This window comes from Pseudomonas sp. GM80, from assembly GCF_000282515.1.
GTDB lineage: Bacteria > Pseudomonadota > Gammaproteobacteria > Pseudomonadales > Pseudomonadaceae > Aquipseudomonas.
Map to the genome: position 1 here is coordinate 1 of NZ_AKJD01000257.1, position 12457 is coordinate 12457.

The following is a 12457-nucleotide window of genomic DNA, read 5'->3' on the forward strand; positions in this document are numbered from 1 at the left end:
AGGCTCACTCCTACAGGGGGTGGTGGTTCGGGCACGAAAACGTGTGGGAGCTGGCTTGCCAGCGATGGCGGTGGGGCAGTCGATATCGATGTTGTATGTGTTGGTCTCATCGCAGAGTGGCTTGTGCCAAACTGAAACAGCACAAGCGTAAGTAATACCCGGCCGTTTTCGGGAGGATTATCCATAAAGTCTTTTCAGCTCTTCCATAGAACTGACATTACGTGACTACTCTGAATGGCCGCAGTGAATTGAAGGGTATCGATAGTTCACTATCGGGAAAATATTACAAAATGTTGCCGCAGCACCAAGTTGTTTGTTAAATTGCGCGCCTTCGAAAATTTGGCAGGGACGCGTTATGTTTCTTATTTGGCAAGGCTGGGGCATTCTTTCGGTTTTGATTCCGCTGGTGGGGCTGATTTCTTTCGCCGGCCTTCCTAACGGGATGGGGGTAGGCGTGGGTTTGCTGGTTGCAGCGGCCGCTAACGCTTTTATCGGCCACAAGCTGAACAATCAGCCGGGCAAGACCTACATTGATCCAGCTACCGGCGGTGAAGTTGTCTTCCGCAAAAAACACACATTGTTCTTTGTGCCGATGCAGTACATGTCGGTGCTGATGGTAATTGTCGGGCTGTTTGCGTTGATTACGTTGCACTAAATACACAGCTTGAAAACGGCGCACGTGGAGTCTCCGGACTTGCGTGCGCTTTTTTATGCGCGGCATTTAAGGGTTTCCCTGATCGCTTAGTGGTTTGCAACATGGCAAACTTTTGCCCCCTGCGCAGGCATGTGCCATTAGGCAAGTCGCGTAATACGGAATATCAGCCATGGAACTTCGGTGATCTTTACATCGGGTTCAACTCAACAAGGAAGTCGTCATGAAAGTCGCTTTGGGTCTTTTCACTCTCGCTGGATGCTTGTTCAGTTTTTCCGCTACGGCGGCGCCGACTCACGGCGAAATGTTCCAGGCGTTGGCCGAGTGCAAAGGCAATGCGCAGCAGGTCGGCGAGTTCAATGCGCTGGTAGACAGCGAGCAATTGAAGTTGGCCAAAGATGCGGCGCACGCACCATGGGGGGGCAGTGCCTGGCAAGTCAAACCAGCATTGACGGTAAACGGTGTGACGTCTTCCACTGCGGTGATGACGGACCGTTTCAGTTTTTTCCTGGAGATAGAAAGCACTAATCCAAAAGTTGATGCGGAAAAACTTGCCAGCGCGCTTAAATTGCAAAAGCTGCTGGATAACGACGGCTACGTTGATTATCAACGTAGCCTGAGCACCGGTGGAGTGGTGCGTGTGGTTTCTACTGAAAACAAGGACAGCGGTCTCTACGTCGGCTGCAGTTATAGGCATGGTGCGTCCTGAATCAAGGCGCTCAAGGGCACGCCACTTACTTAGTAGGCGGCGTGAGCCATAACTGACTGTTCTTCAGCCTTGCGCTTCGTCCTTCAAATCATCCAGCGCATCGATGATCGCTTCATCACTGTCGGTCAGCGCTTCTTGCATGTCTTTGGCAATGGTCGTCTGGATCGTCATGATCTTCTGAGCCAGGTCGCGACCGGTCTTGGATGTGATTATCATCGCCATGGCCTGGTCAGGATGCTGATTGGCGCGAATCATCAGGTCGAGTTCATCATTGTCGAAGTGATCGGCGTAGATCTCGACGACCATGTCTTTCAAGTCTTCGGCATCGAGGTTTTCGCGCACGACGTTGCGAATCTGCTCGTGTTCCAGCATCGGGTAGCGGGACGAGTAGCTTCGCGCTGCGACTTCAACGATGTTGCCGTATTGCTGGTTCAAGCCGCTGGCTTCGACTAGTGCCTGCGCCTTTTCCTTGCTACCGCCGCAACCCGCCAGTGCCGCTGCCAACAACACCGCCAGCGTTAGCTTTTTCATGCTCATGAGCATTGGTCCTTGAATGATTTTAATGTGCAGATGGCTCAGCGGCGATTGAGATGAATCGCGCCGATGACGATGAGTAAAATGATGAGGCCGATGAAGGTCCCGAACGCCGGGAACATCGAGCCAGGCCACACCAGGCCGCGGCCGAGGTTGTAAGCAAAGCTGAAGTGGGAATAGGCGCCGAACAGCCACGAATAGAGTGTGTAGATGAAACCTATGACGAGATAACCGGAGATTATCTTCCCTTTGAGTGACATGAAGTCTTCCTTGTGAGGGGTAAAGCGGGGGGGTGGATTTGAGTAACATACTATTTCAGTGGTGGCACTTCAATGGCATTTCGTATCCGTCCGCCCCGCATTACTGACACAAGCAATTGATAAACCCGTTGTTTCTGAAGCTGCAAGCGCGTCCTCAACGGTTGACCAAACCGCCAGCCTGTTTCCATTGCTTCTGCAGAAATTCGCTGATCAGCGCGGTCACTTGCTGCTGAATGTCTTCCCGTGGCCGCGCCGCGTCACCATCCCCGCAAATGATGCCATCGCCCGGCACGTCTTCTTCGAGCAGTGCCACTGCTCCCGGTTTGCACTGTTGCAGGAAGCTGAAGTGGCTGGCGTCGTTGATCTCGACATAGTGGCTTGACGCGGCCGGCAGGCGTTTGGCGAGGTCGGCCGACTCCAACGCTGCAGGCAGATCCAGCGACGGCGCGCCCGCCGCGATCACCAGCGCCGGTACTGGCAATGCGGCGAGGCTGGCGTCGGTCATGCCGCGTGAAAATCCCAGATCCAGTGCCACCACCGCCGTGATGCGTTTATCGCGCAAGTCGCTGGCGAGGCCATCTTTCAATGCCGGTGTGCTCGCCGGGTTGATCTTTTGGTAGTTGATGCAACTGGCCAGTTGCGGATGAACTGTGCAGTCACGCGCGAACAGGTCCGGGTCGAAACGCGCGCCGGCGATTTCCATGGCGGTCCAGCCGCCGAGTGAATGGCCGACCACGGCAATCTCGCGCGGCGCGACCCCACCAAATTTTTCAGGTTGGGAGGTCACCGCTGCAATCGTCCGACCCAGATCAACCGGCCGCTGCCACAACTGCGCGGCTGCTTGCGGGTTGCGGTCATGGGTTGTGGTGCCGGGGTGGTTGACCGCTGCAACGATGTAACCCTTTTCGGCCAGCGCATTTGCCAGCCAGATCTGATTGCCCCAATTGCCTCGGTAACCGTGGGAGAGCACAACCAAAGGATGCTCGCCCGCCACCGGTGGCGCGTCGCGCACGGCCGCCGCGCCGACAAATACCACGTCATCGGCGATCATCTGGGCAGGGGTTTTGGCGGCTGTGGGGTACCAGACGACCAAGTCCAGCGGCCGCTGATTTTGCGCGTCCGCGAGTTTCAGGGATTGGATGCCGACCGCGTTGACGTCAGCGAGGGCGTGGCTCGCCAGGCAGGTCAACAACAGGGCACTGATGGCAGTTTTCAATGGGGTTATCTTCCTTGGTTTAGGTGGAGGTGCAGCCTGGAACTTGCCGACGACTTGCATTCCATTAGCCCGAACGGACTATTGAGATCAGGTGAATGGCTGTGCAATTGCGCTCAAGGATCTTCGGTCGCGAGGGACACCTGGAGGTAGAAGTACTCTATCTGCGGCCAAGCCTTGCGCGTGTTGATGGGCGTCTCCTCGGAGCCCATTCCGAGCAGATACCAGTGCCGGGTTTTTTTATCCCGATAGGAATAGAACGTCGAATCCCAACCACAGCAGATATACCGCAGCATTGGCAATCCGAAGCGGTGGTTCAGGTAGCGCTCAGCCGCAAGGGCATCGGTGCCTTTGACGCGGTAGCGCGCGACGAAAGGTTTTCCCTGCGCGTCGAGGTCTTGGCTGCACTGCAGAAACTCGACGAATTGAGGTTTGTCGCTGAGTTTCGCGAGGAAGTCTGCGCATCGCGGCTCAGCCATGGCGCAGCCGGCAAACATGCACGCAACGGCCAAGAGAAGTTTGCTGATCCGTCTGCTCATTGCTTCTTCCGTGAGGGTCTGCCCAGGCGTCGTTTTCGGCGCCGGTCAGCTTGTTTACACGCAACCTTGGAATTTGCCAATACGCCCTCATAACATCAGCTATCCCCACGTCCCCGAGAGGAAGGACACATCATGACCACGCAAACCGAAACTGCCATTCTTGCCGGCGGCTGCTTCTGGGGCATGCAGGACCTGCTGCGGCGCTATCCCGGTGTGCTGCAGACGCGAGTCGGATACACCGGCGGCGATGTACCGAACGCGACTTACCGCAACCACGGCAACCACGCCGAAGCCATCGAAATCGTCTTCGACCCGGCCGTGATCAGCTACCGACAGATCCTTGAGTTCTTCTTCCAGATCCACGACCCGAGCACACCCAACCGCCAGGGCAACGACCTCGGCCCAAGCTATCGTTCGGCGATTTACTACCTGAGTGAAGCGCAGCGCGATGTCGCCGAAGACACCGCTGCCGACGTCGACGCTTCGAAATTGTGGCCGGGGAGGGTGGTCACCGAAATCGAGCCGGCAGGCCCGTTCTGGGAAGCGGAGCCGGAGCACCAGGATTACCTGGAGCGCATTCCGAATGGCTACACCTGCCACTTCATCCGCCCGAACTGGAAACTGCCCAAACGCGCCTGAAAATCAAATTGCCCCCTCGACGTCCGTGTGAGACGTTGAGGGCGCTGTTTATTTTTCAGGGACGAACATGACCATTCGATTGACCCAAACCCAAGACTGGAAGCTGCTGAAACACGTCCGGCTGGCCGCACTGCGGGACGCGCCGACGGCGTTCGGTGTGAGTTATCAAACCGCCGCCGATTACACGGATCAACAATGGCAATCCCGCGCTTCGTCTGCCACCACCGCGTTCTGGCTGGCGTTTGAGCAAGATCGGCCTGTGGGCATGATCGGCGCGGCGGTCAATAGCGCCAACCGCTTCAACTTGATCGGAATGTGGATTGAGCCCGCTGCCCGCGGTTCTGGCGTGGCTACGCAACTGGTCGAAGCGGTGAAGGCTCGCGCGTTGGAAAAGGGCTTCGATCGGGTTTATCTCAACGTCTCACCGGACAATGCCAGGGCCGCGAATTTCTATCTGAAGCAAGGTTTTGCTTTTGTCGATGAGTGGGAGCCGTTGGAGAGTCATCCGCAAATTACGGTTCAGACCATGTTGTGGATTGGCGGCTGATCATAGGAAGCCTTCAAAGCGATCATGGACTACGTTTATTTCCAGCATAAAAATGATCGACACCGGGTGCTGGCCAGTGACGGACCTGGCGCTTTCGCGAGACATTCCACAGGCGATGGAGGCAGGACTCATGGGCGCGCCCATTATCATTGGCAACAGCTATGACCTGTGGGTCAGCAACAGCATGAAAGATACGTTTTGCGAGGTGCTCACCGCCGTCGCGACTCTGGAGGGGCATGACGTCATGGCCATCTATGAGGAGGCCCCCGGCGTGGCGGGGGCCTACGGTATCTCCGGGGTGGGCATCCTGCTCGACGAGTTCTATCACTATCTCGGCGGATTCTCAGGCGTAAGACGCCACCTCGATGTGTGCCGGGCGAGGCTGGACGAGGTGGCGGAGTCTTGCGGGCTGTCGCCACTGGCGGCAGAACGCATGGCGCACGTCTTGGCCTGGGCGGCCTATCAGATGGATGGCCAACCTATTCCGATTGGCTGCCATTTATATGAGGCCTGGCCACCGGGCGTTGACAAGATCCGACAGTCACACCGCGAATAACCAGTTTCGCTATGCCCCAATACATTTGCAATTTTACTCGGTGACTATGGGGCATTGTTTCAGCCCCAAGACCGATGCAATTACTCCGTCGCCGCCTCTTCCTTCAGGTTCAGGCGGAAGGCATCCCGCGCGGTTTTTCCGACGTAAGTGGTGAGTGCGTAATTCGCGGTGCCACCAATGATCACGCCGATCCCGAACGGAATCACTTTCGCGGCGGCTTTCTGAGTAAACGAAATGCCGATTTTTGCGAACAGTTCCTTGATGATCTGCAGCGTTGGGCCCTTCAGATACTGCTGAACCATGCGCACGCCGGCCTTGCTGGCGATTCGGGTGGCGCCGGTCGAACCCATCTGCTCAAGCGAGCCATACAACGCAATGATGTACGACATGTGCTTGGCATCTTCGTTGGACATGTTGCCGTTAATGGCGACCGCCAGACACATGGTCATGTCGATCTGCAACTTCATGCACACCGAGATATCCGCCAGCCCGCCACCGACAGCACTGACTGCCGTGCCGATACCGGGAATAACGCCCGGCAGGGCCGTAGCGGCGCCAGACGTTGCGGCCAATTTCGAGTAGCGGCTGATGATCTTGTCGACGACGGCATCTTGAATCTTTTCATCGGACGCGGACGGCGCCGATTTGCGGGCTTGCGATTCGTACTGGGTGACCAGTTCGCGGGCATCTTGCGGGCTGATGGCGATGGCTTCTACCATCTTCATCAAAGAGGAACTGCTTTCTTCTTTTACTTGGGTCATACCGAATTCCATTCGTAGGTTTAATCAGTGACATGTTCACGGACGAGCGCGGGTTCCGAGAGTGCCATAACTGATATCAAAACAACATTACCTATATGGCTAGTGTCAGCGCTCTTTCACGTCGATTCGAGCGGTGGATGAGGTTCTTTTTCAGGCGCTGCCCATTTCTTCATACGAAACATCGAACGCGGTAACGCGTTCAGCCCACAGCGTTTCAACGGCGTCGTGGATGATTTCGGCAAGCCTTGAATTGAGCGAGCTTCCGGGCCCTTTGCGGTTGTTGGCAGTACAGGCGTATTTGTCACTGCCCACCGCGTCTAGTAAAACGCTCACTTCAAATGACCAACACTGAACGATTTATGACGACTGACTACGGGCAACGCATTTGTAATCGATGCGGTGATTCGATTACCGCGTACTGTCCGTCACTGCAGACACTTGTGGCGCTAAGGGACTTCCACGACAAGGGTGATCAGGCCGTGGTAGATGAAATCGCCCGTCGGGAAAGTATCGACCCGGTTATTGTCTGGGAGTATTTCCGCCATCGGATGAAGCCGTGTTGCGAACAAAAGATCGCCCACTGCTCCTTCTGCGGCGGGCGGTTGAGGACTTGGCGTGCGCGGCAATGCATGCACTGTTTCAAGGATTGGCGCTGACGGCACAGTGATCCCTTTTCGATAACCTTGAGGCGCTGAGATGGATTGTCATCGCGACCTGATTTCAGCAATAGAATCGTTTGATTGCTGGGAGCAGCCCTGGACATTTTATGAGTCCGTATCTTCCGCACCCACTCTCGATTCGAATGACCGCGAAACGCTAAATCGCGTTTGGGAAGTCGCCATGGAAAGTGAAGGTTGGAGGGCGAGCAAGGATTTTGCTGATGCCAGCTCGTTGGCAAATGCTCGCCTCGCGTCCGGATTTCCCTGGCTTACAACTGTGGCCCGGCGGCAGCTTGTTAATGGGGCTTCTTATCAGTGGCGGTGAGCGTGATCGTCCCGGGGCAGGGTGACCGGCCCAAATGAAACTACTTCAGGTTGCGGGGTTGAGCGTCCGCACCCTGTAGGGCCTGTATCAGACTTCGAACGACATACGCTTCAACCGCACCTTCACTGGCGCCCGCTTCAAAACCTGCGCAACAAACCGATGCGTCGCCGTCGCTCACGCGGTAAACGGCAATGACACTGCCAGGCCCGCAGCCCGTGTGTCCGCTGAGGGTGTAACCACCTTCGATCGATCCCTGCATCAAACCCAGCCCATACCCCGGCTTGACCCACGGACGCCCGGGAATCGGGCCGCCCAATGTTTTTGTTGATTGCATTTCTTCGAGCAAGTCTGTGGGGAGGAGGTGGCCGGCGAGTAGTCGATCAAGCAACAGCGCAGCTTGCGAAAGGGGGCCGATCAGCAGGCCGTGATAGACCCAGCCGGGGTCATAATTCGAGCGGCTTGCCGAGTGGGTATCCTGCACGTCGTTTCGCGTTTTAGCGAAGCGAACGTTCGACAGGCCTAACGCGCTGAGAACGCGTTGATTGACTGCGTCTTCAAGCGACAGATCAGTCACTCGCTCAATCAGCCTGCCGACTAGCAGGTAACCCACATTCGAGTAGCGCCATCCGCTTCCGGGGCTATATCGAAGCCGTTTACCGTCAAGGCGTTGCATCATTTCATCGGCGGACCAGGCTGCCTGATGGTTAGCGACGGCGGCGTGATAGTCGGCCAATTCGCTGTAGTCGGCGAGGCCTGCTTCATGGCGCAATAGTTGGCGCAAACTGAAAGGCTGATCAGGGACCGGGTCGTCCAGTCTGACCAGGCCGTCACGCACCAGCGTCAGGGCAGTCGCCGCCAGGACTGTTTTCGTAAAACTCCACCAAGGGGTCATGAGGTTTGAGTGGTCAGTTGCTGGAGACTGGCCATTCAATACAAGTGAACTCAGCATTGGCTTCCCTAAGATGGCGAGCGGGTTGATGGGGCAACAAGATATCTCATTCGCCTTGCTCTGAGGCTGTTGGGTCGTCTGTGCGTTTGGAGCGGCTGTTTTCGCCCAGATGTGCCTGATCTATGGCAATGGCGTTTGCTACCGGGCGTTGTGCGGGATTAGATTGCTGCCCGGCGGCGTCTACTCCTGGCGTCGAAGCAACGGTGCAAGCATTCTGAGCACGGGCAGCCCGAGTCTACCTGCAGGCAGATGTCTGGTTCCGTTTCCTTCAAACCCTGGTGGTTTACTAAAAGAAAATGCACATGAAGAAGCTGAGTAATGACTTCAGTGGCGCGCTGCGAACCTTTGCCTATTTCATGGCAAGTGGAAGCCACTACATGCTTAAAAACGTCGACTATCTGGAAATCTATGGCTCGGAGCCCAGCGCCATCGAAATGGTCTTTGCGATATTCGCCAACGTCATAGAGATGGACAGTGAGGGCAATGTGCTCAATTTTACCCACGCCCAGAAGAGAGCGACTGACTATCTGAGGTCATATTGCGATCCGGCGTTCAAAGTCTCACCGCCGTTTGAAGACTGGGAAATCGAACTCTATGGGCCTCCCGCTCAAGGACGCTAGAACCAGATTTTGCTCTGGCATTTCAGGGGCGGGACGATTGCTTTCGGTCGGGGGGCTGTAACCTGCGAGAGGCTCTCCCGCACTAGCCAGCCAGAATCTGACAACTCATTGAATTCGAGCACCAAGTGCCCATTCGCTGCCGTGTGCAGCGTCGGATTCATCATTCCCACAGACTGAGAAAGTGCTCATAAGCGGCGCTCTCGATTTCCAGTCTCGAATGGCTGTCCATTTGCATCCCCGTCAGGTGTTTGGCAACGGTCGGTCAACCACCGGCCTCACAACAGACTCCACGAAACCCCGACATACACGCCCATGCCTTCCCCCGGCGTAGACCGCGCGGCATCCAGCCCTTTGTCGTCGTAGCCCGGTGTAACCGTCGCCGCATAGTGTTTGTTGGTCAGATTGCGCATGTCCAGCCACGTTTGCCAATCACCCTTCGGCGCGTTGTAGCCCAGCGTTGCACCGAACAGCGCGTAAGGGTCGGCGTAGTAGCTGTCGGCGTAATCCACCGCCACTTTCGAGACCAGTTGCGTATTCACGGCGGCGAAGAAGCCCTGTGGCCAGTCATAGCGCAATTCGCCCTGGTAGTAATGCATCGGCAGGCCGGGGAGGCGGTTGTCGCCGAAGCGCTCGTCGTCGCGATAGTGGAAGTCGCTGAAGGTGTAAGCCTGGCGCAGGCTCAACTGGCGGCCGTCGGCAGCGGACCAGAGTTTGCTGTTCAGGCTGGCCTCGACGCCTTGGTGTACGGTCGGGCTGGCGTTGAGTTCATAAGGGGTGACGGCGCTGGCGTCCGGCAATACCGAGAGCAGTTCGTGGCGCACTTGCGCGTAGTACCAGGCCAGGCTCCATTCGCCGATGGCGCTGTCGCCGCGGCCACCGAGTTCGAGGGTGGTCGCGGTTTGGTTTTGCAGGGTGACCGGGTCTTTCTGGGTGCCGGTGGCCGGGCCGTTGCCCGCCGGGAAGCGCACGTTGGAGCTGTAGATCAGCGACCACGGGTGCGGTGCTTCGACCGAGCGACTGAGGTTGCCGAACACTTGCAGGTCGGGCGTGATCTGGTAGCGCAGACCGATGCGCGGTGCGTAGTCCCAGTCGTTCAGGCTGGTTTTGCCGCCGCTTTGCGGGTAGGTCACGTCGCTTTCGCGGCGGGTGTAGATGGCGGCGAGTCCGGTGGTCAGCCAGAGGTCGTCGGCGATTTCCAGATCGTTGCCAAAGTGCAGGACGGTGTCCGAGCCTTGATAGGTGAAGTTGCGCATGTGTGTGCCGGGAGCGTAGCCGGCGGTATTACCGGTGGGGATGCGCACCAGCTCGCTGGCGCCGTCGTTCGGCAGGTGTTTGGTCACGCGCAGGCCGACGTTGCTGCGGCTTTCCATACCGAAAAGAGTGTCGCGGCGTTTGTAGTCGAAGGTGCCGCTGACGTCGCTGTAGGCAACTTTCAGGCGGTTGGGGCCTTCGCGCAGATCCATCGGGTAATCGTGGTAGACGAGGCCGGTCTGGATGCTTGAATCGTCGTCGATGTAGAAGGTGGTCTTGTTGCCGATGAAGGTGCTGCCCGGCTGTTTGCGGCTGTCGTCGCGTGCCACATAAGACGGGTTGGCCGCGCGTGGATCGTGTTCGATGGAATGCTTGGTCACACGCCCGGCGAGGTCGTTGTCGGTCTCGCGGTAGCGGATGTAAAAGCGCGTTTCCAGGTTCGGGTTGAAGCGATAACCGAAGTTGGCGATCAGGCCTTTGCTTTCGCTGGCGGTGTGATCCTGATAGCCGTCGGCGTTGGAGTCGGTGAGCGACACGTAGTAGTCGAAGTCGCCGAGCACTTGCCCCGAACTGACCTGACGCTGCTGATAACCGTGGCTGCCGGTGGCGTAGCGCACTTGCAGTTTCGGCGCGTTGTAGCCGGTGTGGCTGACGTAATCGATGGCGCCGCCCAGTGCCAGCGAACCGCGATCAAAACCGTTGGCACCGCGCAGCACTTCAACGTGATCGACCCACAGCGGTTCGAGCAGTTCGTACGGCGTGCCGCCGGGACCGGTCAATGGCAGGCCGTCGAGCATCGTGTACAGCCCCGAGGCATGGGCGCCCGGCGCGCGGTTGATGCCAGAACCCCGAATCGAGATTTTCACGCCTTCGTTGCCCGCCGACTGCGCATAGACGCCCGGCTGATAGGCCAGCACGTCCTGATTGCTGGCGACACGGCCCTGCAAGGGTTGGCGCATGTCGACCACATTGGTGGCGCCGGGCACTTGTTCGAGGCGGGCCTTGGCTTCTTCAACGCTGGCATCCGACCCACTGCGCTCATCCGCCGAAATCAGTACTTGCCCAAGCTCCAGCCCTTGAGTGTCGGCCATCGCCGGGCAGGCGAGGGCCAGCCCGAGCAGGGCGGTGGGCAGGGATTTGGGCGACGGCATCGGGAAACTCCAGCAAACAAGGGGCGGACAATGAACAGTGCGACGTAACAAAGAACGAAGGAAACACATGGCAATTTTGCTTTTTGCCCGGCAATGGCAAACCGCAAGTCGTGGGCTAACCTCACGTGTCTGGTTTGCCGCGTCAATAAGCGCTTTGTTTCCGCATTCATTCGTGAGGGCTCGGTCATGGCAAAAGACAAGAAAAAGGCCGCCAAGGCGCCTGAAAGTCCCAAGCTGAAAAACAAGGATTACCTCGATCAGTTGCGCAAGCTGCACGTCGAATTGGTCAAGTTGCAGGAGTGGGTGATCGCCAAGGGCGTCAAGGTCTGCATCGTTTTCGAGGGGCGCGATGGCGCCGGCAAGGGCGGGACGATCAAGGCCCTCACCGAGCGTGTCAGCCCGCGCGTCTTTCGGGTGGTGGCGTTGCCTGCGCCGACGGATCGCGAGAAGAGCCAGATGCATGTGCAGCGTTATCTGCCTTATCTGCCGGCAGGGGGCGAGGTGGTGATCTTTGATCGCAGTTGGTACAACCGCGCCGGGGTTGAGCGGGTGATGGGCTTTTGCACGGAGGATCAGGCCGACAAGTTTCTCAAGTCGATCCCGTGGGTCGAGCATGCCATCGTTCAATCGGGGGTGATCCTGCTCAAGTATTGGCTGGAGGTCAGTCCCGAAGAGCAGACCCGTCGGCTGGAGGCGCGGATCAACGATGGCCGCAAGATCTGGAAACTGACGCCGATGGACCTCAAGTCCTACAGCCGCTGGTACGACTATTCCCGCGCGCGCGACGAGATGTTCAAACACACCGACACCGAACATGCGCCGTGGCGGGTAGCTGATTCGAACGACAAGCGCCGGGCGCGGCTGAACATCATCACCGACGTGCTCAGCCGCATTCCCTATGAGGAGGTGAAACGCGAAAAGGTGGAATTGCCCAAACGGCAGAAACCCGGCAAATACCGCGAGCCGGATTACCCCTACCAGCGCGTAGCCGAAAAATTCTAGACAACCCTCTGTAGGAGCTGCCGAAGGCTGCGATCTTTTGACCCTGATCCTGAAAAACAAAATCAAAAGATCGCAGCCTTCGGCAGCTCC

Annotated in this window: 15 protein-coding genes; 7 read left to right on the plus strand and 8 right to left on the minus strand. The window is 57.5% G+C overall.

The window, feature by feature from the left end; translation table 11 throughout:
* Window positions 1–355: 355 nt before the first annotated feature.
* Together PMI37_RS29880 and PMI37_RS29885 are read left to right on the plus strand one after the other, a co-directional pair.
* Window positions 356–655, plus strand: a complete 300-nt coding sequence (locus tag PMI37_RS29880; protein WP_008088537.1) for a hypothetical protein — start codon at window positions 356–358, stop codon at window positions 653–655.
* A gap of 220 nt (window positions 656–875) precedes the next feature.
* Complete coding sequence (locus PMI37_RS29885) at window positions 876–1361, plus strand: hypothetical protein (protein WP_008088539.1); 486 nt, start codon at window positions 876–878, stop codon at window positions 1359–1361.
* A 63-nt stretch (window positions 1362–1424) separates the two neighbouring features.
* On the opposite strand, the gene PMI37_RS29890 is transcribed toward PMI37_RS29885, so the two are convergent.
* From PMI37_RS29890 to PMI37_RS29905, 4 genes are all read right to left on the minus strand, one after another.
* The gene (locus PMI37_RS29890) at window positions 1425–1898 is read right to left on the minus strand and encodes a hypothetical protein (protein WP_008088541.1); all 474 of its coding nucleotides are present in this window, start codon (window positions 1896–1898) and stop codon (window positions 1425–1427) included.
* A 38-nt stretch (window positions 1899–1936) separates the two neighbouring features.
* Window positions 1937–2155 carry a hypothetical protein gene (locus tag PMI37_RS29895; protein ID WP_008088544.1) on the minus strand — a complete coding sequence of 73 codons (219 nt, stop codon included), beginning with the start codon at window positions 2153–2155 and terminating at the stop codon, window positions 1937–1939.
* Window positions 2156–2309: 154 nt separating this feature from the next.
* Window positions 2310–3371, minus strand: coding sequence for an alpha/beta hydrolase family protein (locus PMI37_RS29900; protein ID WP_008088545.1), 1062 nt, complete (start codon window positions 3369–3371; stop codon window positions 2310–2312).
* 113 nt (window positions 3372–3484) lie between these two features.
* Window positions 3485–3907: a DUF4952 domain-containing protein gene (locus PMI37_RS29905; RefSeq protein WP_008088548.1), complete on the minus strand. Its 423-nt coding sequence runs from the start codon at window positions 3905–3907 to the stop codon at window positions 3485–3487.
* A gap of 132 nt (window positions 3908–4039) precedes the next feature.
* Here PMI37_RS29905 and msrA point away from each other — a divergent pair, with 132 nt between their 5' ends.
* From msrA to PMI37_RS29920, 3 genes are all read left to right on the plus strand, one after another.
* Window positions 4040–4546, plus strand: a complete 507-nt coding sequence (gene msrA, locus PMI37_RS29910) for a peptide-methionine (S)-S-oxide reductase MsrA (protein WP_008088550.1) — start codon at window positions 4040–4042, stop codon at window positions 4544–4546.
* 67 nt (window positions 4547–4613) lie between these two features.
* Window positions 4614–5093 carry a GNAT family N-acetyltransferase gene (locus PMI37_RS29915; protein WP_008088551.1) on the plus strand — a complete coding sequence of 160 codons (480 nt, stop codon included), beginning with the start codon at window positions 4614–4616 and terminating at the stop codon, window positions 5091–5093.
* A gap of 130 nt (window positions 5094–5223) precedes the next feature.
* On the plus strand, window positions 5224–5649 hold the full coding sequence (locus PMI37_RS29920; protein WP_008088553.1) for a hypothetical protein: 426 nt from the start codon (window positions 5224–5226) through the stop codon (window positions 5647–5649).
* 80 nt (window positions 5650–5729) lie between these two features.
* Here the strand turns inward: PMI37_RS29920 and PMI37_RS29925 are convergent, their stop codons facing one another.
* The 3 genes from PMI37_RS29925 to PMI37_RS29930 form a co-directional block, all read right to left on the minus strand.
* Entirely contained in the window at window positions 5730–6410 is a 681-nt protein-coding gene (locus PMI37_RS29925) for an EcsC family protein (protein ID WP_008088555.1), read from the minus strand.
* A gap of 150 nt (window positions 6411–6560) precedes the next feature.
* Window positions 6561–6743, minus strand: a complete 183-nt coding sequence (locus PMI37_RS31960) for a hypothetical protein (RefSeq protein WP_157173124.1) — start codon at window positions 6741–6743, stop codon at window positions 6561–6563.
* A 691-nt stretch (window positions 6744–7434) separates the two neighbouring features.
* The gene (locus PMI37_RS29930) at window positions 7435–8343 is read right to left on the minus strand and encodes a serine hydrolase domain-containing protein (RefSeq protein ID WP_008088559.1); all 909 of its coding nucleotides are present in this window, start codon (window positions 8341–8343) and stop codon (window positions 7435–7437) included.
* A 302-nt stretch (window positions 8344–8645) separates the two neighbouring features.
* Between PMI37_RS29930 and PMI37_RS29935 the strand changes: the two genes are divergently transcribed.
* Window positions 8646–8963 (plus strand): DUF7677 family protein, encoded by a 318-nt coding sequence (locus tag PMI37_RS29935; protein WP_045123348.1) that lies wholly within the window; start codon window positions 8646–8648, stop codon window positions 8961–8963.
* A 275-nt stretch (window positions 8964–9238) separates the two neighbouring features.
* On the opposite strand, the gene PMI37_RS29940 is transcribed toward PMI37_RS29935, so the two are convergent.
* On the minus strand, window positions 9239–11365 hold the full coding sequence (locus tag PMI37_RS29940; RefSeq protein ID WP_008088563.1) for a TonB-dependent receptor family protein: 2127 nt from the start codon (window positions 11363–11365) through the stop codon (window positions 9239–9241).
* Between the two features lie 186 nt (window positions 11366–11551).
* Here PMI37_RS29940 and ppk2 point away from each other — a divergent pair, with 186 nt between their 5' ends.
* The gene (gene ppk2, locus PMI37_RS29945; protein ID WP_008088565.1) at window positions 11552–12367 is read left to right on the plus strand and encodes a polyphosphate kinase 2; all 816 of its coding nucleotides are present in this window, start codon (window positions 11552–11554) and stop codon (window positions 12365–12367) included.
* The last annotated feature ends 90 nt before the right edge of the window (window positions 12368–12457 follow it).